Source organism: Methylobacterium sp. WL6, from assembly GCF_008040095.1.
Lineage (GTDB): Bacteria > Pseudomonadota > Alphaproteobacteria > Rhizobiales > Beijerinckiaceae > Methylobacterium.
On record NZ_VRVH01000020.1, the window covers coordinates 1 to 22,385 of the forward strand.

Sequence of the window (22,385 nt, forward strand, 5' to 3'; positions counted from 1 at the left end):
TCTTCACGTAGCTGGATCGCGCGACGGACTGCCTCCGTCGTGGTGGCGCTTCCATGAAGAACCTGGCCCATAGCGCATCCCTCGCAGCATGGTGGTCAACCGTACCACCACACCGCGGGATCAAACACCTAGCGAACATCCGGTCGCCGCTGGCGATCGATGCGATTCGTCACCCGTGGCCGGTTACCCGGGCTGATGCGGTCGTCGCGATCAACATGATCCACATCGCCCCCTGGGACGCGACCATCGGGCTGATGGCTGGCGCAGAAGCGACGCTCGCGGAAGGTGGTGTGCTCTACCTGTACGGTCCTTTTCGGGAGGGTGGCGCGCACACCGCTCCGAGCAACGCCGCGTTCGACGACAGCCTGCGCGCGAAGAATGCCTCCTGGGGGATCCGTGATATCGAGACGGTCGCGGCAGCCGGCCGGACGCACGATCTGCATCTGGCCGAGCGCATCGTGATGCCGGCCAACAATCTCAGTCTGATCTTTCATCGAGGGCGCCGAGGCTCTACGGTAGACAAGGAGTCCACGCCTTGACCCCCTTGCGCCCGACCAGCGCGGTCGTCGTTGGTGCGTCCGGCGGCATAGGCAAGTCCTTGGTCGACGCGCTCGCCGAGCGTGCGACCCATGCGCCGATCTTCGCGCTGTCCCGGTCGGCGTCATCGGCCCCGCAGGGCGTCCGAACCCTCCCGATCGACCTGAGCGTTGAGGCAACGGTTGCCGCGGCGGCGGCTAGGGTCGGCGAAGCCGGACCGGTGGGTCTAGTCATCGTCGCCACCGGCCTTCTTCACCGGGCGGGCGTTTCGCCCGAGAAGACGGTTAGAGCGCTCGCCCCCACCACGATGGCCACCGTTTTCGCGGTCAACACGATCGGCCCTGCACTCGTCGCCAAGCATTTCGTGCCCCTGCTGGCACGACGGGAGCGATGCGTTTTCGCGGCCTTGTCGGCGCGGGTTGGATCGATCGGCGACAACCGACTTGGCGGCTGGTACGCCTACCGGGCCTCGAAGGCGGCCCTGAACCAGATCCTGCGAACGCTCGCGATCGAGGTCGCCCGCAGCCGACCGGATGCCATCGTCGTGGGCCTGCATCCGGGCACGGTCGCCTCCAGCCTGTCGCGACCCTTCCGGCCGGATCCGACGGCCGACGGCGTCTTCTCGCCCGACGGGAGCGCGGCGCATCTCTTGCGCGTGCTGGACGGCCTAGGCGCAAACGACACCGGCGGCGTCTTCGCTTGGGATGGCTCGCAGATCCCCGCCTACGCGAGGTTTCAGCCCGAACGAACGAATGCCCGGGGCGACGCCATGCGATCGTTCGGAGCTGGGATCGCTTACGAAATGCGCCATTAGCGGACATCAGCCCACTGCCCAGCAGCGGACATTCAGTTTCGGGTAAGCGACCGTCTGGTGCCGACCCTTTGCGGCCCCTGGGAACGTTCGCTCTCAGGCTCTCGATGAAGCGGCGTCGGACGACCGGGATGGGTCACGAGTTCGCGTCAGGATTGATCGCTGAAGCAGCAGTGAAGCTGCTGTTTCGTGAAGTTGTCTCTCGCGTTTGGGCGAGGATCGACCCTGCCGTCCCGTTCGGTCCGTCCCGCGAGGAAGCGCTGGAACGTGGCGCGATCGTTTGCCGATCAACGCGCTGCGCAGAGCACGTCGGCCGCTTGCCGGTGGGTCACGCCGTCGTAGCCGGGGCATCCGGTGAGCGCGACGTCCCGGACTTCGCGAACGATGAACATCAGCAGCAGGCTCGCCAGCAGCAGCAGCATCGCCCAGGTGGCCAGCGACGCGAGATCTTCACCAGGCAGCCACGCCTCGATGGCTCGCCATAGGCGAGCCCAGCCATGGCGGACCGGCGAATTTGGGCGGGAGGTCTCAGGCACGGGGGATCACTCGCGAGGCAGGATCGAAGCGCGTCAGACCGGCCAGCCGGTGACGATCGCGGCGAAGAAGGAGATCAGCAGGACAAGGACGATGCCCACGGCGACGCCTTCCGGCGAAAACTCACGCCTCATCACGCTGCCGGCCGTCTCGTCCGGCCACCGTCCGGAACCGCGCCGATGCAGGGATCGCGGGGCTAGGGGCGTGAGGCTGATACCGCGCGGCGGACAAAACTCGCCGAGGTGCGGTGGAAGCCGACGCAGAGGCGCTGGCTTGTGGGTCATTCGCCATGCCTCGGAGCGGTGTCGGTTATCACGCGGCGCCGAATCGTCATGATCCGGCAACGGCTTGGGTGAACTTGGACATCACATGCCTGCGCGAGAGTGATGTCCAAGTCGGACGATCAAGCCAAGCACAGAAGCGTGTCGGATCGTCTTCAATCTGCATCATCCCGCTTTACGCAGCCTCGTGTTGGCGCTACATCAGCAGCGATTCGTCGGACAGAATTGCCAATTGTGTCTACAACCTTGGTTCGACTTGATTTCTAGGCTTGCGCGAGCGACCAACCCTGCGGTACAGGCTTGACCGTTCCATCCCGCCGCCTGAGCGCGGCAGGCGCTCCGGCGGCGGCGTCGAACAAAATTGGCAATTCTGGTCACAGTTGCAGCGGCCCGGCCGCGTGCGAGGACGCGTCCCGATGCCCCCCAGCCCAGCCTTTCCCGGAACGCCCGTGCGCCCTGTCGCACGCCGGTGCGGGCCTTCGGCGGCCTCCAGCCGTTCACCCGGAAATTCACCCGGCATGTCGCTCCACACCGCCCAGGGGCGGCGCAAGTACCTTACCCCCGACGAGCGCACCCGCTTCATCGCCGCGGCCGCCCGTCAGCCCCCGGACATCCTCACCCTCTGTCTCGTGCTTCCCTGGACCGGCTGCCGCGTCTCCGAGGCGCTGGCGCTCACCCATGCCGACCTCGATCGTGCCGGCGGCATCGTCAGCCTGCACTGCCTGAAGAAGCGCCGCACCGGCATCGTGCGCGACGTGCCGGTGCCCGGCAGCGTGATGGCCATCTTCGACCTCGTGCACGACCTTGCGCCGTCCGAGGAGCGGCTGTGGCCGATCGGGCGCAGCACCGCGTGGCAGCGGATCAAGGCCGTGATGCGGGAGGCCGGCGTCGGCGCCTCGGCCGCCTCGCCCAAGGGCTTGCGCCACGGCTTCGGCGTGCATGCCGTCCGCTCGGGCGTACCGCTCAACCTGCTGCAGCGCTGGCTCGGACACGCCGACATCGCGACGACGGCGATCTACGCCGACGTGATGGGTGCCGAGGAACGGGAGATCGCCGCCCGCATGTGGTAGCGGCCGAGCGTGGGCGCGGCAGCCGTTGCACTGACGGGCGATGTAGACCCGTAGATCGGTCGGGTGCGACGGGGCGGTGATCCTCGAGCATCGCTTCGCGCACATCCCGCAGGACGGTCGCCGTGACCGGGCCTGGCTCGCCAGCCTCGCGCCGCTGTACGCGGGACACCTCCGAGCGGACGCGGTGGTGCCGCCGGGGGCGTTCCTGCGCCACCACCATCTCGGCGAGATCATCCTCACGGTCGACGACAGCCCGGCTCAGGTGCTCGAACGGGACACTGAGAGGGTCCTGGCCCAGGGGCTCGACCATCTCGTGCTGTGGACCCCGGCCGGCGGCTGCGCCCGGGTCACCGCCCCGGGGACGGACGCCGCGATCGAGCCGGGGGCGATCCTGCTGCTCGAGCTGTCGCAGCCGTTCCGGATCGTGATGGAGCCGCTTTCCGGGCATGCCATCGTCGTACCCCGCCGCCTGATCGAGGCCGGGGCCGAGCCTCCCGACTGGCATGGCCAGGTGCTATCTGGGCCGCAGGCAAAGCTGGGTGCGATGCTCGCCGACCACATGCGCCATGCCGGCGGCTGCCTATCGGACCTCAGCCTCGCCCAGGCACGCCATCTGGCGCCCGCGACCCTCTCGCTGTGCCGGGCGCTGCTAGCCGGCTTCTTACCCGTCGATCGCGACCTCGGATCACCACGGTCGGTCGCCCTCGGCCTTGCCGTACGTCGCTACATCGAGTGCCATCTCGCCAGCGTCGACGCAGCCATGCTGATGGCCGAGTTCGGCCTGTCGCGCACGATCCTCTACGAACTGTTCTCGGACGCGGGCGGCCTCTACGCCTACATCCGCGATCGGCGCCTGGCCGAGGCGAAGCGGCGGCTGAGCCGGACGGATGGCGAGCACCGTCCGATGATGGCGCAGCTCGCACATGCCTGCGGGTTCAACCACCCGATCGTCTTCGCCCGCGCCTTCCGGCGCAAGTATGGGATCAACCCGAGCGAGGTCACGCCCGCACGCATGCCCGTTGCCATCCCAGGTGGAAACGGCAACGCAGCGCTGATCGCATGGCTACGCGACCTGTAGGGGCCTCCGGGCGCCATGTCGGCTCTCAAAGGTTGGACCGGCAGTGTGCCCTTCACAACAAAGCGCAGAGGCGTCAGGACCGAGATCAGCCTCGTGATGCTCGCCGACAACAAGAAGCGCATAATCCGCCTGTTCGGCGTGGATGATTCAGGCGAATCGAATCTCAAGCGACCCACCACACCGCGGTCATCGTTTCAGCGATCAGCGGTCGCGTCGACTCTCAATGCGTTCTGACATGGCGTCGATCGACGGCCGCCAGTCTGTACAATGACCAGATTTGCGATGGTCTGCTTCCGGGAGGGAGTTTGTAGAAGGAGGCACGGCCGTATCGCCCGCTCACGACCATCTGCGGACCCTTGCAAGGTCTGCTTCCGGGCAGCTTGGTAGACCGAGACCCGTGGCTGAACGGGTGGATTTCCGCCGGTCCGCTTTCGGACGGCAACGTACGTCAGCAGACGTTGCTGCCGCGCCCGTTTACGCCCCAATCGAAACGTCCGGACCGCCCTGGGCGCTTCTCCGAAGCGGTCGTTTGTCGGTGCTCAACCGACTTCGGTTCGGGGCGGCGGGAGGACAACTGCCCGTTGCACGAGAGCGAGCGCGTCGCACCCAAAACGGGCAGGTCACGTCGACAATCGTCGGGGCGCCCTCGACGTTACTAGTCCTTGGCCACTCGGAGACATCACCGCGGAGCCGATCTGTGCCGCTCGTCAGGTCATATGCAGTCGCGCACCCATCGCGTGGGACATAAAGAAGCGCAGCATCTCCCGACTCGCATCGGGGCCCTGGGGATCGGTGTGTGACCCGGATGGGTGGCCTCCGGCCCAGGCATGGCCGGCACCGTGCAGGAGCCATTGCTCCGATGACCAGGCTCCATAGGTCTCTGCCAGGACGGTCCGCGTGAACGACCTCCCGGCTGCGGAACGCCCCTCGGTGGTGGTGCCAGTTAGTTCCGTCCCCGGTCGCGATTGCGCTATGGCCTGGTCCCCGTTGATCGATGCGACGGTCGTGTCGCGGTCCCCATGGAACACGATGGTCGGGACCGGATGCGCTGTCCGCAACGGTTGACGCACGGCGCCCCGGCGCATCGTCGAGAGGGCTGCTGCCATCGACACGGCGGCCCCGCTGGCGAGTCCAGAATGGATGCCGACGGCGGCATAGATGTCCGGGTAGGCCTGGGCCATCACCGCGGCCGCTGCCCCGCCCGAGGACAGGCCCGCGACGTAGACCCTTGCCGGGTCCACGTCGAGGTCCTCCATGATCCGTCGGGTCAGCCCGGCGAGGATGGACGGCTCGCCCCTCCCGCGGTGCTGGTCGCTGTCTCTGAACCAGTTCCAGCTCTTGAGCATGTTGGCCGACCGGGGCTGATCGGGATAGGCCACGATGACGCCCTGCTCCTCGGCCAGCCGGTCCATCCGGGTTCCGATGGCAAAGTCGCGCGCGGTCTGCGAGCAGCCGTGGAGCATCACCAGGAGCGGACGGGGACCGTGTCCGGAACCCGACGGCACAAACAGGTCGTAGGCGCGGCTACCGGCTTGGTTGCCGTACCGACGTGCCAAGGCGCCGGGCCGGTCGATGGATCGCTCCGCCGATTCAATCGCCGCGGGTCCGGGACGCTCTGTCATAGGGATGCTTTCAAGGATGGCCCTGTACGGAGCGGAATGTGAGCTACGGCAGGGCGCCGATCATGCCCTTTGCCTCGGTCATCGTATTCACGCATGAGCGCTTGTCGCCGCCTCGGTCCTCGGCGGACGCCCGGACGATGAGGGTCCGCGCGGCGGCGATGTGGTCGGCGGTCGAGACCGTTTCGGGATCGCTCGGAGAGCCGCTTCGGACGGTGGTCAGGCCCCGTGGTGAGCCCGATCGAAGCTCGTGGCCCGGCCGAAGGCTGGCGACCTGAACTGCTCCAGCGCTGTCAAGGTGACGCTCGATGGTGCTGATTTGCTCGGCGCAGGACGATGCGAGGGCGGGAAGCGGTAGGGTCGCAAGAACAGCGGTGGCAATCAGGCGCATCATGATGTCTCTCTGGGGGATGGCAGCACCTCCGGACCCGCACGACGAGCGGACGATCGGGATGCCGTCCCTCACGCGGCGATGCGAGGGTAGCATCTATCCAACACGAGCCAGCGACGAATGTTGCACTGCAACACAAAACGCCGGGCAGACCCGTGTCGACCGCCATCGCTGCAACTTGCCGGTCCGGTCACCCGGTAATGGTCCGGCCGGGCGCGGTCGCCACCCTTCCTGAGGTGATAAGGCTGCCAGCGTCCCGAAAGGCGGTCGGGCGATCCCATTCGCTAAAATTCTGATTGTCGCTCGTGGGATCAAGAGAGTCGGGGATTAGTTGTCATCATGCTTAGCGCTCGGCGGCGAGCGGTTTTTTCCGCGGTTTAGCGCGTGATATTTTCCAGTAGGATCATCGAAATGAAGGCACTTACTTGGCAGGGCCGAGGCAAGATCTCGTGCGAGACTGTGCCGGACCCGAAGATCGAGCATGGTCGTGACGTCATCATCAAGGTGACCGCCTGCGCGATCTGCGGCTCGGACCTTCACCTTATGGGCGGCTTCATGCCCACGATGGAGTGCGGCGACGTCCTCGGGCACGAGACCATGGGTAAAGTCATCGAGGTTGGTCGGGACAACGCCAAGCTGAAGGTCGGCGACCGCATCGTGGTGCCCTTCACGATCTGCTGCGGCGAGTGTCGCCAATGCAGGTGGGGCAACTGGAGCTGCTGCGAGCGCACCAATCCAAATGGAGCGATGCAGGCCAAGGTGTTTGGCTATCCGCTCGCTGGACTGTTCGGCTTCTCGCACCTCACCGGTGGCATCCCCGGGGGCCAAGCTGAGTACCTGCGGGTGCCCTACGCCGACGTCGGCCCCATCGTCGTACCCGAGGGCCTGACCGACGAGCAGGTGCTGTTCCTTAGCGACATCTTCCCGACCGCCTACCAGGCCGCCGAGCATTGCGACATCGGTCCGGAGGACACGGTGGCGATCTGGGGCTGCGGCCCAGTCGGCGTGCTCGCGGTCAAGTGCTGCCTGATGCTGGGCGCCAAGCGCGTCATCTCTATCGACAGCGTCCCGGAGCGCCTCGCCCTGGCGCGGGAAGCCGGTGCCGAGACAATCGATCTATCCACCGAGAACATCCAGGACACGCTCATGGAGATGACCCACGGCCTCGGACCAGACTCGGTCATTGAGGCCGTCGGCATGGAGTCCCACGGGGCGGACACCACGCTGCAGAAGGTGTCGTCCGCCATTATGGAGCACACCGTCAGCCTGGAGCGTCCGTTCGCGCTCAACCAGGCGATCCTGGCCTGCCGCCCCGGTGGCAACGTCTCGATGCCCGGCGTCTTCGCGGGCCCGGTCGGTCCCGTCGCCCTCGGCGTCCTGATGAACAAGGGCCTGACCCTGAAGACCGGCCAGACCCACATGGTCCGCTACATGAAGCCGCTGATGGAGCGCATCCAAAACGGCGACATCGACCCGTCCTTCATCATCAGCCATCGCTCCACGAACCTGGAGGACGGCCCGGCGCTGTACGACATGTTCCGGGACAAGAAGGATGCCTGCACCAAGGTGGTGTTCAAGCCTCACGGCTGAAGGACGACCACGGAGCTGAAGCACGTTCATCTCCAAGGACAGGGGCAAGGCCGGCTCCTGATGGGTCGCCGCCGCCAATAACAGACAAGAAAGCGTCTCATGCCCACCGCGGTGATTTTCGACGTCGATGGTACCCTCATCGATTCGGTCCCCCAGCACGCCCGTGCCTGGCAGGATGCCTTCCGGGACTTTGGTCACGACATCCCTTTCGAAGAACTCAGGAGGCAGATCGGCAAGGGCGGGGACCTCCTGATGCCGGTGTTCCTGTCGGAGGCGGAGATCGCCGAGAAGGGCGATGCCCTGGAGGAGCACCGCTCGGGGATCCTGAAGGAGCTCTACCTCCCGACCATCAAGGGCTTGCCGCAGGTTCGGGCGCTCGTCGAGCGCCTGCTGGCCGACGGCAAGCAGCTCGCACTCGCCTCCTCCGCCAAGGGCGACGAGCTCAAGACTTACAAGAAGATCGCCGAGATCGACGATCTCATCAGCATCGAGACGTCGTCTGATGACGCGGAGGAGAGCAAGCCGAACCCGGACATCTTCCAGGCGGCCCTGGAGCGCCTAAACGGCGTCGCGGCACAGGATGCCGTCGTCGTCGGTGATACGCCCTACGATGCCGAAGCTGCTACCAAGGCCGGCATTCGGACGATTGGGCTGCTTACGGGGGGGTGGACGGTCGAAGAACTCATGCAGGCCGGCTGCATCGCCACCTATCGGGATCCGGCTGAACTGCTCGCCCGATACGAGACCTCGCCACTCGCCGGGTCGCAGGCCTGATCGTACAAGGACGGAGCACCTCCCATGGCAGCCACGAGCTCAAGCCCGTCCGAGGGTCCACACCTGCGCACCATCGCCATGCCGCGCGACACGAACGCTGCTGGCGCCATCTTCGGAGGCTGGACGGTTTCGCAGATGGATCTGGCCGGCGGAACCTTTGCTGCCCAGCGAACTAAGGGCCGCGTGGCGACAGTCAGCATCGACGCAATGCGTTTTCTCAGGCCGATCTCGGTCGGCGATGAGGTGAGTTGCTACTGCACCCTACAGGAAGACGGTGAGACATCGTTGGGCGTTCGGATCGAGGTCTGGATCCGGGATAGGACCGGAGGTGATCCGCAGAAGGTCACCGAAGGGGTGTTCACCTATGTCGCCTTGGACGACGAGGGGAAGGCGCGGCATCGGACCTAACTCCGGTCTAACAGGAATTGGAGGCGTTCGCCGTTCTCAGGGTGCAGGGCCGAGGTGTCTGGACTCCTATGCATGGATGCTTTCGGGAAGCGTCGATGTCCTTCCTTACGGCTGGCACGGTTCGCCATCGGAATGTCCGCATATGCCCCCATCTTCATAGCTTCGGTTCGGGTGTCTCCTCACCTTGTCGGCATGGGCCGGCAAGGAGACAGACGATGGGACACTCTGCACACGATCCGGCTACGAAAGGGCGGCCGGCCTGGAACGTAGGCCGCAAGCTCGGGGCCAAACGAGCGCTCAAACCTCAGCAGGTCTGGGCCATCCGGTTCTGGCTCGACCGCGAACGGCGCACACGCGACCGGGCAATGTTTGATCTCGCCATCGACAGCAAGCTGCGCGGCTGCGACATCGTCAAACTCAAGATTGGCGACCTTGTCAGCGGTGGTCGCGTCCGTAGCCGCGCCATAGTCATCCAGCGCAAGACCGGCCGACCCGTGCAGTTCGAATTGCTCGAACCTGCCCGTACCAGCATCCTCGCGTGGCTGGAGGCCAGGGGTGGAACGCTCGACAACTATGCCTTCCCGAGCCGGCTTGACGGCGTCACGCACATCAGCACCCGGCAGTATGCGCGCTTGGTCGATGAGTGGGTCACGGGCATCGGGCTGCGGAGCGAGGACTACGGAACCCATTCCCTCCGCCGCACCAAGGCATCGTTGATCTACAAGCGGACCGGCAACCTGCGTGCCGTCCAGATCCTGCTCGGCCATACCAAGATCGAGAGCACGGTCAGGTACCTTGGTGTGGACGTCGAGGATGCTCTGACCCTAGCAGAAGGTACTGAAATTTGAACGCTAGGCCCCTCGGCTCCATTGTCGAGGGGCTTTCAAACTAGTCCAGCAGTAAAGCGTCCATCTCGGTCATTCACAGTGACGATGCAGGTGTGTGAAAGCAGACCTCTACCCCGTTCCCATGCAAGCGGAAGGCACCGGCTTGATGAGCTGAGCTCTTCGCCGATGGACAATCGGTGCCGCCCGACTGAAGCGCGGTAGTCGTACCCGGCACGGCGGACCTGCGAAATACTCGCAGCCTGTTGGAATGAGCCAAGCTAGCGGGCGCCTTCGTCCGTGCGAAGCCATCCTGAGCTGCGCCCACTACGCGGTTCTCTGCGGAGCGGCTGCGGACGGACTGGGCGTCGCCTTCCTGCCTGATCGCGCCTGTACGTCGTACATAGTTTCTGGAAGGCTCGTCTGCGTCTTCCGGGAATGGCGGAGCAGGAACCGTATCGTCCATCTTGTGTTCACGACACGCCGCGGCCTGCCGCACACCATTCGCGCCCTGATCGACCATCTGGCAAAAGCGTTTCCTGACCTGTGAGGCTGCGAAACGTGCGATCGATGCTGCGCTCCCGGAGCGGGGCGGAACTCAGACTGCCGATTGAGGGCCGCTCTCGAGGCACGGCGACGTCACCGACTTGAAACGGCATGCCTCCTCGGCCGGCGCGGGTTCTCAGGCACAGGGCAGCAGGCGGAAGGTCGGAGACCGGTTCGGCCGGGTGGCGAACGCGCCGACCGGCAGCACCGGGCCGTCGTCGTCGAGGACGAGGTCGTTGTCCCGCAGCAATCGCGCCAGGACCAGCACCGCCTCCGACGTGGCCAGCTGCGCCCCAATGCACACGCGGGGGCCCGCGCCGAATGGCAGGAAGGCGTGGCGATCCGGTTTCTCGGGTCCGAGGAAGCGACCGGGGTCGAAACGATCGGGCAAAACCCACAGGCGCGGGTCGGTGTGCAGCAGGGTGAACGGCATCAGCACGATGGCCCCGCGCTTGACGGGCACGCCGCACAGCACGTGGTCCGCCACGACTTGGCGCGCCGTCATGTAGGCCGGCGGGTAGAGCCGAAGCGCCTCGTCCACCACGGCGCGCGTGAGCGGCAGCGCGGCAAGGGCCGACCCGGCCCCGCTCGGGGACAGGTCCACCTGCCGCGCTTCCTGCCGGATGGCGTCGCGCCAGTCGGGCGCGTTGGCCAGCAGGTAGCAGGCCCAGAACAGCGTCAGGCCCGTCGTCTCGTGCCCGGCGAAGATCATGGTCGAGACCTCGTCGGCCAGGAGATCCTCCTCCCGGTGCCCGTAGGCCTCGGACAGCAGATCGAAGAGGTCGCGCGGCGCACCCGGGGGATGTGAGGCCCGGCGCCGGGCGATGATCGACAGGATTAGCGCCCGCCAGCGCCGGCGGAAGCGCGCGCGGCGGACGGTCGTCACCGTCGGCACCCAGCGGGGCAGGATGAAGTCGCTCGCCCGCGGCCGCCCGATGCCGGCAGCATAGGCGAGGAGCAGGCCACGCAGCTGCGGTCCGAAGGTGGCGATCTCCAGGGAGAACATGCTCGTGCCGGCGACCGCGAGGCTGAGGTCCTGCATGACGCCAAGCAGATCCACGGGCGCCCCGCGGGACGCCTCCAGCGGGCCGAGGGCCGCCTCAGTACAGGCGGCCATGTGCGGGGCCAGCAGGGTCACGGTGCGGGGCGTGAAGGCCGGTGCCAGGATCCGGCGCTGCCGACGCCAAGCCTGTCCCTCGCTGGCGGCCACGCCACGCCCGATGAGGGCACCGAAGATACGGTCGCCGGCCGCGATGCGCCGGTAAAGCTCCGGGCGCGTGGCTAGCACGTCGCGCATCGCCTGCGGGCCGGCAGCGACGACGACGTCACGGCCAGGCATGGGCAGCACGACCACCCCCTGCTCGCGGCATCGGGGCGGAAAGGCGGAGTAGGCGTTGCGGCGCAAGCCGGCAAGGACACCGAGCGCGCCCACGTGGTCCCGCGCCAGCGGCGGCATAGGCGGCGTGAAAGCGGCTGGCCCACGCGTATCGGTCGCCTCGGTGATAGTCTCCATCGGATCGTCCTCATCGTGGGCGATGGCGGCCGTGCGTCGCAGTGATACCGATCCGCCGAGGTTTAGCGCAGGGTCCCATGCCACCGCTGCGTGTCGGGGGCTTCGTGATGACGGGTTACTGCGCCACCACTCGTTCCCCGACATCCCCGCGCCGGGGCGGCGCGCTCCGGGCTTCCGATCCCAGGTGGCGCCGCAGCGTGAGCGCGAGCGCGTTCGAACGCCAAGGCCGGTGCACGACGTCGACGATCGGGATCGCCGAGAGAACTTCCGGTCGCACCGTGTCCGTGGCCGAGAGCGAGAGCACGATGGGACGATCCACGATCCGCGCGGCGCGGCGGGCGAAGGCGAGGCCGAGGGAACCCAACGGCCGGTTCTCGACGACCAGCAGGTCGAAGCGCCCCGGCTCCGCCCGTAAGGCGGTCACCGCCGCGTCCGGGTCCGTGTAGCCGATCGGCTCGTAACCCAGGGCCGCGAGGGTCTCCTCATCGTCCTGCAGCGCGGAGCGGGCGGCTCCGACGATCATCACCGTACCGCCGGCGGGCGTGATGCCGGGCTCGGCTTCCCGGCGTGCGGGCAGCCACACCTCGAACGTGCTGCCGACGCCCGACGCACTCCGGACGTCGAAGGCGCCTGCCTGTTCCTGAACGAACTCGAAGGCTGTGGCGAGCCCAAGGCCGGTCCCGGCCGGACGGGTGGTGAAGAACGGCTCGAAGATCCGAGCGCACGTGGCCTCGTCCATCCCGCGCCCCGTATCGGACACCCTGATGCGCACGTAGGCGCCGGAAGGCAGCTCGCCGTTGGAGAGAACCCGCCGCCCCGGTAACCGGACGCGTTCGAGCTGAACGTCGACCGCTGCGCCCGGCTCGGAGGCCTGGATGGCGTTGCGGATCAGGTTGTGAATCACCTGCTGCAGCTGAGCCGGCTCGCCGTCGACGATCGCGCCGTCCGCGGTCCCGGTCAGGCGGATCGCGGTCGGATCGGCGGTCGATGTGCGGATCAGGTCCACCGTCTCGGCCACGATCGCGTCGACGGCGCTCGTGGCCTGCGTTGCGCAGCCCCGCCGCCCGTAATCGAGGATCTGCCCCGCAATCTCGTGGGCCCGGCCGCCCGCCTGGACCAGCAGTCCGATATGCTCAGCCGCCCGTCCCGGATCGACCGGCAGGGCATCCGCGGCGATCTCGGCGTGGCCGAGCATGACGTTGAGCACGTTGTTGATGTTGTGGGCCACGCCGCTGGCGAAGATCCCGATCGCTTCGAGCCGCTGCGCGCGCCGGAGGGTCGCCTCGATCTCGCGGCGCTCCTCCCAGACGAACTGGCGCTCCAGTGCCGCGCCGAAGCTCTCGGCGACGACGTGCAGGAGCCCGCGCGAGTGCCGCATCCAGGGCGGCAGGACGCTGACGGTGCGCTCGAAGCACAGCACGCCGACGATGCGTCCCCCGCGTCGTAACCGTGCGCACGTGAACGTCGCGACCCCCCGCTCCGCGAGGGGGCGAACCAGGGCCGGAGGCCCGATGGCGTCCGCCGTCTCGACGAAGATGTAGTCTTCCGCCGCAGCGATGATGTCGGGCACCAGGACGCGTTGCGCGAGCGGCCACCCGCGGGGCTCCAGCAGCCCCGGTCGGTTCCACAGATGCTCAGTGTCGGAACCATCGAGTATCAGGATGTAGCAATGGTCGGTGCAGGCCCCCGTGCCCACCATCGCCATGACGTCGACGATGCGCGATGCGATCTCGTCGGGCTGGCTCGCTGAGAAGTGGTTGGCAGCCTGGGCCACGACCGATTGGAAGGCGATCGTCCGGCGCAGGACGAGGGTCCCTGCCCGCATCAACAGACCGACCCGCACCACTAGGGCCACAAGGGCCAACGCGGCCGCGTACAGCGCGAGGCGGAATCCGTCCGCACGGGCCTGCCGCTGATCCCGAAGGGCGCGGTGGGCCTCCAGCAGGGCTCGGCGCGCCACCTCGCTCGATGCGTCTGGCAGCGAGCGGGTGACGGTGTCGACCTGCGGCAGCAACTCCAGAAGCTGGCGCCCGTGCAGGACGATGGCGGCGATATCCGCGCCCCGGTTCGAAGGTGCGCCCGCCGCCAGGGCATCGAGCCGGGCGCAAATGTCGTCCAGATGCTTGGGACTTGCATCTCGGGCGAGTTCCGTGACCCGGATCTGGAGCGCTGCGATCGCGCGGGCGAGGTTGGGATCGATATCCGGTTCGGACAGGCGGTCGCTTAGGGAATCGAAATACGCGATCGAGTTCTGGACAAGGGCATTGCCGGTCTTGAAGCGCTCGACCATCTGCGTCTCCCGGATGATCGCCTCGGCCAGGGTACGCATCTCGCCGTCGTCCGGGCCGCTTGCCGCCTGCAACCCGGTCAACGCCTCCTGCATCTCCCGGAGGTGCGCGACGATCGGATCGTAGTTGCGCAGGAGCCCGGTCCGCGCCCGGAGCACGTCGTGCTGCATCCGGGATTCAGCGAGGGCGATGGCGTCGACGGTGCGCTGGGTCTGCGCGTAGGCGGCATCCATCTCGCCCTTGCCGTTAATCATCAGCCACGTGAGCAGCGCGGCCAGCGACACGCCGAGGATAGCGGCCTGTACGGTCAACCTCATGGCTGCGGCGCGGCGGCGGCCGTCGTCAGGGGCCGCCCCTCGTAGGAGCCGGTCAGGGTCCCGAGGAACGCCACGATCGCGGCGGCCTGCTCAGGCGTCAGCTCCCGTCCGAGCTGCGCCCGAGCCATGAGCCGCACCGCCTCCGGGAGCGTGGCGACGCCGCCGTCGTCGAAATAAGGCGCCGTGACCGCAACGTTGCGCAGGCTCGGCACCCGCAGCACCTCGGCGGTCTTGTTGGGGATCGTGACGAAGATACCGACTTTCTCGAACAGGTTACCGCCCACGTTGATGCCCTGGTGGCAGGCCGCGCAGCCGATGCCCTGGAACAGAGCGTAGCCGGCGCGCTCGGCCTTGGTGAGCGCGTGGGCGTCGCCGCGCAGCCACCGGTCGAAGCGGCTGTCCGGGGTGAGCAGGCTGCGCTCGAAGCTGTTGATCGCGTCGATGACCGCCGCCCGGTCGACTTCCCGTCCATATGCCGCCTGGAACGGGCCAGCGAGCGCTGGATCGCCTCGGACGACCGCGAGGATACTGGGCCAGGATCCGCCCAGGAATTCCGGCTGCGTAAGGGCGATCTCGGCCTGGTCCGGCAGACTCGGAATGTCGCCCGCCCAGCCCAGGCGGAAGCTCAGCGCCGCGTTGAAGGCCGTGGGCGTGTTGCGCGGCATTGGCGTGCCGTCGACGGTGACATTCCGGGCGACCGCGCTGGCGCCATTCGTGCGGATGTCGTGGCAGGTGATGCAGGCTCGGTCGCCCCTGCGCGACAGCCTTGTATCGGAAAACAGCATCCGGCCGAGGGCGACCCGGTCCGGATCCGCACCGAGACTGCTCGGGACCGGCGTGATGACGTCCTGGGCGTCCACGGCCTCGGCCGGCAGGGGACGGCGGCCGGGCGGCCCTTCCCCGGCGGCCGGCGGCAGGATGGCCAGAGCGCTGCCGATGAGGGCGGCCGCGAGGGCTTCCCCGGGGACCCGTAACAAGTGCGGCGGCGCCACGGTCACAGCTTCTCGACGGGGACGGCGAAGACGTAGCCGATGCCGCGCTCGGTCACGATCAGGCGCGGCGCGCTCGGATCCGCCTCCAGCTTGCGGCGCAGCCGCAGGATCTGGACGTCGATGCTGCGGTCGTACACGTCTTCGTGGACGCGCGTGGCCTGCAGGAGCTGCTCGCGGCTCAATGGGCGCTGGGGGGCATCGAGGAAGGCGACCAGCAGCGCGTACTCGCCCTTGCTGAGGGCGACGTCCGCGCCGGCGGGATCGGTCAGGCGCCGGCGGCGTCGGTCGAGCACCCAGCCGTCGAAGCCGCTGCGATGGGAGTCCTGAACCCGCGCAGGAAGAGGCCCGACCTCGGCCCGCCTCAGGATGACCCGGACCCGCGCCAGCAGCTCGCGCAGGCCGTAGGGTTTGACGATGTAATCGTCCGCACCGAGTTCCAGGCCGATCACCCGGTCGATCTCGTCCCGACGATGGCCGGTGGTGATGATCACCGGCAGGTCGCTCTTAGCGCGCAGGTCGCGCAGCAGGTCGAGGCCGTTCTCCGACCCCAGGCGCAGATCCAGCACCACGAGGTCGAACACGTCCTCCGCGAGCCGTTGCTCCGCCTCCCTCCGGTCGGTCGCCGGGGTGACGTCGACGTCGTGGTCGGCGAAGTGGTCCGACACGATGCGTTGCATGCCCGCATCGTCCTCGATCAGCAGGATGCGCGTCGTACCGGCCCGCGCGCCTCGACTCTGGCCCCGGCCCAGACTGGGTTCGAACATCGCCAACTCCATCCCGCAGCAGCCTGCCGCGCCGGCACGATCTCGACGCGCCGGCTCGGGAATCGGAAAGCTCACCAAGCCAGGGCAATCATCCCCGGCCGGCCTCCGCATCCGTCGCCGGCCCGCCCCGGATGCTTATCAAAGCGTGTCCGGACGTCGGGCCTTGCACGGCTGAATTAGTATCACGCCCCCCAAAAGATTGCGCCCTTCACATTGTGCGGGGCGGCACAGCGTGAGCATTCGCGCAGAACATAGCTTCAGCATGCAAACTCAAGAGGAGAGCATTACCGTTGTAACAGAAAGATACGCGGCTCGACATGGCAGCGTAATTGGAGAGCATCACAGTCATATTGCTTAATTCGAGAGGCTAACATGACTGATCCCGCGATGACCGAGCGACGAACGCTTCGCCGGAGAGGCTTGCGATTCTTCAAATCTGGGCGCCGCTCGTCTCTCCATGAACTAGCTGGGCCGCCCGCTCGACGGCAACCGTTGACCGATTCGGCTTCGTCCCCGGCAGGTCGACCAGCCCGCGACGGTCTCGCAGGCGGATGGCTCGAGTTTCTGGTGGTCAGCTTCGCCTTCGGCGGCTGCATCCACAATATCCACCCAGATTACGTCGAATTTCTGCACGATCTAGCCGGAGAAAATCTGCTCTAGGTCGAGCGTCGATCTCCATTCATCCGGCCAACCTCTTGCCCGAACCGGCATGCCGCAGGCGTTCAGCGGTCCGGAGCCGCGCATCCGCGACCGCACGCCGACAAAGCCCCCATCAGAGCTGAATACTGCGCTCCCGCGCGATTAAACTGGGAAACCGACCATGTCGCTTGACGTCCTGTGCATCTCGTGGGGAACCACGGGCAATCTCAGCCCTGTGCTCACGGCAGCCCGGCAACTGCACCGGGCCGGGCACCGCCCGCGCATCATGGCCGATCCGGCTATGAGCGCCGAGGTCGAGGCGGCGGGCTTCCCGTTCGTCGGGTGGCGCCGGGCCCCGACCGGACAGAAGGCCGATCCGGTCGACTTCTCGGATCTGGCCGATTGGCTGCGCCAAGCCATGTTCGCCCCGGCAGGCGCCTACGCCGCGGACACGCTCGACGAGATCCGTCGCCTCCCGACCGACGCGGTCCTCAGCATCGACCTGTTGGTCGGCAGCGCCCTGGCCGCCGAGGTGGCCGGCATCCCGCACGCCGTCCTGTCGCCGCATATCAGCATTCGCCCGCTGCCCGGCATGCCCCCCGCCGCGAGCGGCCTGACGCCGCCTCGGACCGACGCGATCGTCTCGGCGATGGAGAGCGGCCGGCCGGCGCTCAATGCCGCCCGGCGTGCGTTCGGGCTCCCGCCGGTCGCCACCGCCTTCGCGCATTTCGAGCGGGCCGAGCGGGTCCTGCTGGCGATCAGCCAGACCTTCGATTTCGACACGGCGATGCTCCCCGCCAATTACCGCTACATCGGCCCGCTGCTCGACGAGCCGGTCTGGTCGCGGGGGGCCCGGACCGCGTGGTCTGGGTTGGGCCGGCCGCGCATCCTCATCGCCGGCAGCACCGGTGCCCAGAACCAGACCGGCCTCCTCCGGCGGATCGTGCGCGCCGTCGGGACAGTCGAGGCCGAGACCATCGTGACCACCGGCCCGAATGTGGAGGCCGGGGACCTGGACGCCCCCGACACCATCCGGGTCGTGGCGACCGCCTCCCACGACGCCCTCATGACCGAGGCCGACTTGGTGATTTGCCAGGGCGGCCACGGCATCGTCAGCCGCACGCTGCTGCACGGCGTGCCGCTGCTGGTGATCCCGCTCGCCCGCGACCAGGCCGACAACGCCGCCCGGATCGCGCTGCGTGGCGCCGGCCTGCGCCTGCCCGGCGCGGTGAGCCCGGACGAGATCGCGGCCGCGATCCAGCGGCTCCTGGCGGAGCCCAGCTTCCGCACGGCCGCCGGGACCCTCGGCGCTGCCGTGCGGGCCGACATTGAGGCGGGCGGGCTCGTCCGCGAGATCGGCGCGATGGTCGCCGCGCACCGGGATGCCGCGTCCCGCGACGGAGGCCGGCTTTGGGCCTGAAGGGGATTGCCGCCGTGCCGGCGCGGCCCCGCATCCGCCCCGACTCGCGGACCTTCTCGGCGCTGCTCGGGCTGCTCGCGGCGCTTCCGACCTTCGGGATCGACATGATCCTGCCGAGCCTGTCGGAGACGGCGGCGGCGATGCACGTCCCGACCGCCGCGATGGGCGCGGCCATGGCCGTCTACCTGCTCGGGCTCGGGGCCGCGCTCCTGGTCTACGGGCCGGTCTCGGACCGGCTCGGACGCCGGCCGGCGATCGTCTGCGGCTGCCTCCTGTTGATCGGAGGCAGCATCGGCTGCGCCGCTTCACGGACGCTGCCGCATTTCCTGCTGTTCCGGGCCGTCCAGGGGATCGGCGCGGCCGGTCCCGGCATGGCGGTCTTCGCGATGGTGCGCGACCTATTCACCGGCGAGGCGGCGCGCGCCCGGATGTCGTTCGTCGTCCTGACCGTTCAACGTCGTGCCGATGGTTGCCCCGACGCTGGGGGCCAGCCTGATGGATGTCGGGGGCTGGCGCCTGATCCACGCCGCGCCGGCCGCCGCCGCCCTGGTGACCCTAGCGGCGATCCCGCAGATCGACGAGACCCTGCGCCGTGCTCCCGGTCCGGCGCCGGCCGGGATCCTGGGCGGCTATGTCGGGATCCTGGCGAACCGGGCCTTCCTCAGCCACGCCCTGCGCAACGCCGCGGCGGCGGGCGCGGTCTTCGCCTACATCACGGGCTCCGCGCTGGTGTTCATCGGCGCCCTCGGGTTCAGCCCGTCGGCCTACGGGCTCGTCTTTGGGGTGAGTTCCCTGTCGGTAATGAGCGGCGCCGCCCTGAACGGCCGACTCGCCGCCCGCGGCATTGGCCCCCGCTGGGTGATCGGCGCCGGGCTCGCCGGGGCCACCGTCGTGGCGGCGATGCTCCTCGTCGATGCGCTGGCATGGCCGCCCTCGGGGGAGGCGGTGATCGCCGCGATGGCCGGCATGGGCCTCGCCTTCGGCCTCGTCTCGCCGAACGCCATGCACGGCGCGACGGAGGCGGCGCCCGAGGCCGCCGGCACCGCCGGCGCCGTCGCGGTGTGCCTGCAGATGATCGGGGCGGCCGTCGCCAGCGATCTCGTCGCACGGCTCTTCGACGGGCGCTCTGCCCTGTCGATGGCCGCCGTGATGCTCGGCGGCTGCTTCGCGGCGAGCGTGGCCTTCGTCGGCCTCGCGCGCCCGGCCGGCCGGCCGTCCTCGTCCCGCTTCCCCTCCCGGCGACACGGAGAACCCGTATGATCTTCGACCCACCCCCGTGGCAGTCCGTCCACCCGACCCGCGACGGCACCCGGCTCGCCCATATCGAGGCCGGACCCATCACGCCCCAGGGGCACCCGCTGCTCCTGATCAACGGCTGGACCGGCGATCACGGCGTCTTCACCCCGCAGATCGCGCATTTCGCGCGGACGCGCCGCGTCGTGGCGGTCAACCTGCGTGGCCACGGCGCCAGCGACGCGCCCGAGGGGGACTACACGATGGAGGGCTTCGCCGACGACGTCGCGTGGCAGTGCCGGACGCTGGGCCTGGCGAGGCCAGTCGTCATCGGTCACAGCCTCGGCGGCGCGGTGGCCCTGGAGCGGTGCGGCCGCCATCCCGACCTCGCCGCCGGCCTCGTCATGGTCGACACGATCGTCCTGCCGTCGCCCGACGGGGCTGCCAGCGCCGAGATCGAGGGCCTGCTGGCGGGCGTGGGCGGCTCGGACTACCGGAGTGTCGTGCGCGACATGGCCTGGGCGATCGGGTGCGACTACGACCCTCCGGCGCGGCGGCAGGCTCTCTTCGACACGTTCATCCTCGGCCCGACCCAGCGGACGCCGCAGCACGTCGCCTACGCGGTGCTGCGGAGCATGGTGCTGCACCACGATCCCGTCCCGGCCGCGCGCGCCTGCCGGATTCCCATGGCCTACATCTCGGCGGACGTGCCCCTGGTCGAGGCGGCGCGGAATCTCGACCGGCTGCGCGAACTCTGCCCGCAACTCGTCACCGCCAAGACGCTGCTCGCGGGACATTTCAACACGCTCGAGGTGGCCGATCAGGTCAACGCGATGATCGAGCGGTTCCTGGGCGTGGGCCTGAAGGCCGTGGGCGGATAGGAAGCGCACGCCTTCCTGCCGCATAATGTGTGTGTCCGGGCGGCATCCAGAGCGGATGTCGCCCGGCACCGCGAGTCCATGTCACGAAGCGAGCCGCGTTCCCGGCCGGTCCCCCAGGAGGCGCCGCGCCGACGCGATGACCTGGAGGGTCTGGGGGCTCAGCTGCTCCTGGCGGGCCCGCCACGCGTAGTGCTGCAAGAGCGTGACGAGGTCCGTCGCGCCGGAGATCCCGTGATCAAGGCCCTTGATCACGGACTCGGTAATCGTGCGCCTCAGCAATATCTCGAAGATGTCGTGGTCCGCTTGTTCTGCCTGCATGAGGATCTCTCCCGTGAAGCGGAGTCGTTCTCGAAGCGGAAGGTTTCGGTACGATTTCAGGCCATTCGACTTGCGCGTCCGATTCGCACCGGACGTGTCCTTCCGCACGCAGCGGACGCCCCGGCGGACCGCATGTTATGACGGTAACCATCGGCTCCACGCCTGACATGATCGTGTAGCTTCGGCCTTCGAAGCTCCTCGCGCACAGCGGCAGCGAGGCTATGTCGATGAATCAAATCGAAGATCGGACTTGGCAGGCTGATGCGTTCGAGCCTCCCAGACGCATCCCGACCCTGACGGTGGCCGAACTGGAGGCCGATCCGCACGGGGCATTCCGCACGTGGCGGCCCCGGCTGCCCGTCGTCGGCCACGAGGTCGCGGGCTTCGTCGTCCTTCGGGCCGGGGATGTCGATCGGCTGATGCGCGATCCGCGCGTGCAGGCGACCGAAACGCTCTACCCTGAGACGCGTGGAATCCCGGAGGGCAGACTCTTCGACATCTTCGCGCAGGGGATGCTCACCGCCAACGGGGCGGCCCATCGTCGGCGCCGCTCGCCCTTCACCCGGACCTTCGCGGCCCGGATGATCGAAGGCTTGCGTCCCCGGATCCGCGCGGCCGCGGAGAGCCTCGTCCGGGACTGGCTGCCGGACGGGGAGGTCGACCTCGTGGCGCGTTACACCGCGTTGATCCCGGCCCAGACCATCGCCGACATCCTCGGTCTGCCGCATGAGGACATCCCCCGCTTCACGCACCTCGCCTACGAGGTATCTCGGGTGCTGAGCTTCACTTTCGGACCAGGGGACATTCCCAACCTTGAAGCGGCGGCGGTCGCGCTACACGACTACGTGCGCGGGATCCTCGAGGCGCGCCGGTCGGCACCGCAGGACGATTTCCTGTCGCGCTTCCTCGCGGAGGCCGAGGCGGCGGGCGATCTCACCTCCGACGAGGTAGTCGTCCAACTCGTTCAGATGATCATCGGCGGCACCGACACGACCCGGGTCGCCGGCGCCATGCAGGCGGCACTGCTGCTGCAGCATCCGGAGCAATGGGCGGCGGTGAGCTGCGATCCGGGTCTGATACCGGCAGCTGTGGCAGAATCCCTCCGCTACGAGCCGAGCGTCGGCTCCGCGGGGCGGGTCGCCCGGGAGGCCATCGATCTTGACGGAACCGTCGTGCCGGCCGGAAGCATGATCATGCTCTCGACGCTGTCGGCGCTGCGAGACGAGGCGGTCTTTCAGGACGCGGACACGTTCGACATCCGCCGTACCGACCTTCCGCGCCTGCATCCGATCTTCGGCGGAGGCGCACACCGGTGCATCGGCGAGGCCCTGGCCCGGATCGAGTTGGAGGAAGGGCTGGCCGCCCTGATGCGTTTTGCTCCGGGCCTGCGCCTGACGGGCGCGATGCCGGTCCTCCATGGCCACAGCGGCATCCGGCGCATTGGTCCGCTGCAGGTCGCCGCCTGATCGGGCGCCAGATTAACTTGGGAGCCTCCGCGGAACGGGCCGACGTTCCACGGCGCGCTCAACGGCACTCGGCCCGCTGGGCCGGGTGCCG

At 68.2% G+C, this 22,385-nt stretch carries 21 protein-coding genes and 2 pseudogenes; 15 read left to right on the plus strand and 8 right to left on the minus strand.

The window, feature by feature from the left end; all coding sequences use genetic code 11:
* Positions 1–128: 128 nt before the first annotated feature.
* Positions 129–539 (plus strand): annotated as a pseudogene (locus tag FV230_RS05190) (DUF938 domain-containing protein); the annotation flags it as partial.
* Positions 536–1,351, plus strand: coding sequence for an SDR family NAD(P)-dependent oxidoreductase (locus tag FV230_RS05195; protein ID WP_147841536.1), 816 nt, complete (start codon positions 536–538; stop codon positions 1,349–1,351). The pseudogene FV230_RS05190 and the gene FV230_RS05195, both read left to right, overlap by 4 nt.
* Positions 1,352–1,635: 284 nt before the next feature.
* Here the strand turns inward: FV230_RS05195 and FV230_RS05200 are convergent, their stop codons facing one another.
* Positions 1,636–1,884, minus strand: a complete 249-nt coding sequence (locus tag FV230_RS05200) for a hypothetical protein (protein ID WP_147841537.1) — start codon at positions 1,882–1,884, stop codon at positions 1,636–1,638.
* Positions 1,885–2,681: 797 nt separating this feature from the next.
* Here FV230_RS05200 and FV230_RS05205 point away from each other — a divergent pair.
* The 3 genes from FV230_RS05205 (at position 2,682) to FV230_RS30300 (ending at position 4,545) form a co-directional block, all read left to right on the plus strand.
* Entirely contained in the window at positions 2,682–3,233 is a 552-nt protein-coding gene (locus FV230_RS05205) for a site-specific integrase (protein ID WP_246694744.1), read from the plus strand.
* A 76-nt stretch (positions 3,234–3,309) separates the two neighbouring features.
* Positions 3,310–4,311: an AraC family transcriptional regulator gene (locus FV230_RS05210; RefSeq protein WP_147841539.1), complete on the plus strand. Its 1,002-nt coding sequence runs from the start codon at positions 3,310–3,312 to the stop codon at positions 4,309–4,311.
* A gap of 96 nt (positions 4,312–4,407) precedes the next feature.
* The gene (locus FV230_RS30300) at positions 4,408–4,545 is read left to right on the plus strand and encodes a hypothetical protein (RefSeq protein WP_210248612.1); all 138 of its coding nucleotides are present in this window, start codon (positions 4,408–4,410) and stop codon (positions 4,543–4,545) included.
* 473 nt (positions 4,546–5,018) lie between these two features.
* On the opposite strand, the gene FV230_RS05215 is transcribed toward FV230_RS30300, so the two are convergent.
* On the minus strand, positions 5,019–5,933 hold the full coding sequence (locus tag FV230_RS05215; RefSeq protein WP_147841540.1) for a PHB depolymerase family esterase: 915 nt from the start codon (positions 5,931–5,933) through the stop codon (positions 5,019–5,021).
* A 43-nt stretch (positions 5,934–5,976) separates the two neighbouring features.
* Positions 5,977–6,324 (minus strand): hypothetical protein, encoded by a 348-nt coding sequence (locus tag FV230_RS05220; protein WP_246694745.1) that lies wholly within the window; start codon positions 6,322–6,324, stop codon positions 5,977–5,979.
* A 408-nt stretch (positions 6,325–6,732) separates the two neighbouring features.
* Between FV230_RS05220 and FV230_RS05225 the strand changes: the two genes are divergently transcribed.
* The 5 genes from FV230_RS05225 to FV230_RS05245 all read left to right on the plus strand — a co-directional run bounded on the left by FV230_RS05225 (position 6,733) and on the right by FV230_RS05245 (position 10,467).
* Entirely contained in the window at positions 6,733–7,911 is a 1,179-nt protein-coding gene (locus FV230_RS05225; RefSeq protein ID WP_147841541.1) for a zinc-dependent alcohol dehydrogenase, read from the plus strand.
* A 99-nt stretch (positions 7,912–8,010) separates the two neighbouring features.
* Entirely contained in the window at positions 8,011–8,685 is a 675-nt protein-coding gene (locus FV230_RS05230; protein WP_147841542.1) for an HAD family hydrolase, read from the plus strand.
* Between the two features lie 24 nt (positions 8,686–8,709).
* Positions 8,710–9,093 (plus strand): acyl-CoA thioesterase, encoded by a 384-nt coding sequence (locus FV230_RS05235; RefSeq protein WP_147841543.1) that lies wholly within the window; start codon positions 8,710–8,712, stop codon positions 9,091–9,093.
* Positions 9,094–9,308: 215 nt separating this feature from the next.
* On the plus strand, positions 9,309–9,941 hold the full coding sequence (locus FV230_RS05240; RefSeq protein ID WP_147841544.1) for a tyrosine-type recombinase/integrase: 633 nt from the start codon (positions 9,309–9,311) through the stop codon (positions 9,939–9,941).
* Positions 9,942–10,188: 247 nt separating this feature from the next.
* Positions 10,189–10,467, plus strand: a complete 279-nt coding sequence (locus tag FV230_RS05245) for a LysR substrate-binding domain-containing protein (RefSeq protein ID WP_147841545.1) — start codon at positions 10,189–10,191, stop codon at positions 10,465–10,467.
* Positions 10,468–10,599: 132 nt separating this feature from the next.
* Here FV230_RS05245 and FV230_RS05250 read toward each other — a convergent pair whose 3' ends face one another.
* The 4 genes from FV230_RS05250 to FV230_RS05265 all read right to left on the minus strand — a co-directional run bounded on the left by FV230_RS05250 (position 10,600) and on the right by FV230_RS05265 (position 16,337).
* The gene (locus FV230_RS05250) at positions 10,600–11,976 is read right to left on the minus strand and encodes a cytochrome P450 (protein WP_147841565.1); all 1,377 of its coding nucleotides are present in this window, start codon (positions 11,974–11,976) and stop codon (positions 10,600–10,602) included.
* Between the two features lie 115 nt (positions 11,977–12,091).
* Positions 12,092–14,581 carry a two-component system VirA-like sensor kinase gene (locus tag FV230_RS05255; protein ID WP_147841546.1) on the minus strand — a complete coding sequence of 830 codons (2,490 nt, stop codon included), beginning with the start codon at positions 14,579–14,581 and terminating at the stop codon, positions 12,092–12,094.
* The gene (locus FV230_RS05260; RefSeq protein ID WP_246694747.1) at positions 14,578–15,573 is read right to left on the minus strand and encodes a cytochrome c peroxidase; all 996 of its coding nucleotides are present in this window, start codon (positions 15,571–15,573) and stop codon (positions 14,578–14,580) included. The genes FV230_RS05255 and FV230_RS05260 overlap by 4 nt, the downstream gene beginning before the upstream one ends.
* A 2-nt stretch (positions 15,574–15,575) precedes the next feature.
* Positions 15,576–16,337 (minus strand): response regulator, encoded by a 762-nt coding sequence (locus FV230_RS05265; protein ID WP_147841567.1) that lies wholly within the window; start codon positions 16,335–16,337, stop codon positions 15,576–15,578.
* Between the two features lie 820 nt (positions 16,338–17,157).
* Here FV230_RS05265 and FV230_RS05270 point away from each other — a divergent pair.
* The 4 genes and pseudogenes from FV230_RS05270 (at position 17,158) to FV230_RS05280 (ending at position 20,510) form a co-directional block, all read left to right on the plus strand.
* A complete protein-coding gene (locus FV230_RS05270; RefSeq protein WP_147841547.1) occupies positions 17,158–18,396 on the plus strand; it encodes a nucleotide disphospho-sugar-binding domain-containing protein in 1,239 nt (412 codons plus the stop codon).
* A gap of 104 nt (positions 18,397–18,500) precedes the next feature.
* A pseudogene (locus FV230_RS30545) lies at positions 18,501–18,779 on the plus strand (MFS transporter); the annotation flags it as partial.
* Positions 18,780–18,861: 82 nt separating this feature from the next.
* Positions 18,862–19,656 carry an MFS transporter gene (locus tag FV230_RS30550; protein ID WP_348642123.1) on the plus strand — a complete coding sequence of 265 codons (795 nt, stop codon included), beginning with the start codon at positions 18,862–18,864 and terminating at the stop codon, positions 19,654–19,656.
* A complete protein-coding gene (locus FV230_RS05280; protein WP_147841548.1) occupies positions 19,653–20,510 on the plus strand; it encodes an alpha/beta hydrolase in 858 nt (285 codons plus the stop codon). Before FV230_RS30550 ends, FV230_RS05280 begins: the two co-directional genes overlap by 4 nt.
* An 81-nt stretch (positions 20,511–20,591) precedes the next feature.
* Here the strand turns inward: FV230_RS05280 and FV230_RS05285 are convergent, their stop codons facing one another.
* Positions 20,592–20,828, minus strand: a complete 237-nt coding sequence (locus FV230_RS05285; protein ID WP_147841549.1) for a hypothetical protein — start codon at positions 20,826–20,828, stop codon at positions 20,592–20,594.
* 227 nt (positions 20,829–21,055) lie between these two features.
* Here FV230_RS05285 and FV230_RS05290 point away from each other — a divergent pair, with 227 nt between their 5' ends.
* Entirely contained in the window at positions 21,056–22,294 is a 1,239-nt protein-coding gene (locus FV230_RS05290; RefSeq protein ID WP_147841550.1) for a cytochrome P450, read from the plus strand.
* Positions 22,295–22,385: the final 91 nt, after the last annotated feature.

Bases quoted from the DNA above. Each gene is read 5' to 3' on its own strand.
- FV230_RS05205 (WP_246694744.1), top strand. From the start codon at position 2,682: ATGTCGCTCCACACCGCCCAGGGGCGGCGCAAGTACCTTACCCCCGAC.
- FV230_RS30300 (WP_210248612.1), top strand. From the start codon at position 4,408: ATGCTCGCCGACAACAAGAAGCGCATAATCCGCCTGTTCGGCGTGGAT.
- FV230_RS05215 (WP_147841540.1), bottom strand. From the start codon at position 5,933: ATGACAGAGCGTCCCGGACCCGCGGCGATTGAATCGGCGGAGCGATCC.
- FV230_RS05220 (WP_246694745.1), bottom strand. From the start codon at position 6,324: ATGATGCGCCTGATTGCCACCGCTGTTCTTGCGACCCTACCGCTTCCC.
- FV230_RS05225 (WP_147841541.1), top strand. From the start codon at position 6,733: ATGAAGGCACTTACTTGGCAGGGCCGAGGCAAGATCTCGTGCGAGACT.
- FV230_RS05230 (WP_147841542.1), top strand. From the start codon at position 8,011: ATGCCCACCGCGGTGATTTTCGACGTCGATGGTACCCTCATCGATTCG.
- FV230_RS05235 (WP_147841543.1), top strand. From the start codon at position 8,710: ATGGCAGCCACGAGCTCAAGCCCGTCCGAGGGTCCACACCTGCGCACC.
- FV230_RS05240 (WP_147841544.1), top strand. From the start codon at position 9,309: ATGGGACACTCTGCACACGATCCGGCTACGAAAGGGCGGCCGGCCTGG.
- FV230_RS05245 (WP_147841545.1), top strand. From the start codon at position 10,189: ATGAGCCAAGCTAGCGGGCGCCTTCGTCCGTGCGAAGCCATCCTGAGC.
- FV230_RS05250 (WP_147841565.1), bottom strand. From the start codon at position 11,976: ATGGAGACTATCACCGAGGCGACCGATACGCGTGGGCCAGCCGCTTTC.
- FV230_RS05255 (WP_147841546.1), bottom strand. From the start codon at position 14,581: ATGAGGTTGACCGTACAGGCCGCTATCCTCGGCGTGTCGCTGGCCGCG.
- FV230_RS05265 (WP_147841567.1), bottom strand. From the start codon at position 16,337: ATGTTCGAACCCAGTCTGGGCCGGGGCCAGAGTCGAGGCGCGCGGGCC.
- FV230_RS05270 (WP_147841547.1), top strand. From the start codon at position 17,158: ATGTCGCTTGACGTCCTGTGCATCTCGTGGGGAACCACGGGCAATCTC.
- FV230_RS30550 (WP_348642123.1), top strand. From the start codon at position 18,862: ATGGTTGCCCCGACGCTGGGGGCCAGCCTGATGGATGTCGGGGGCTGG.
- FV230_RS05280 (WP_147841548.1), top strand. From the start codon at position 19,653: ATGATCTTCGACCCACCCCCGTGGCAGTCCGTCCACCCGACCCGCGAC.
- FV230_RS05285 (WP_147841549.1), bottom strand. From the start codon at position 20,828: ATGCAGGCAGAACAAGCGGACCACGACATCTTCGAGATATTGCTGAGG.
- FV230_RS05290 (WP_147841550.1), top strand. From the start codon at position 21,056: ATGAATCAAATCGAAGATCGGACTTGGCAGGCTGATGCGTTCGAGCCT.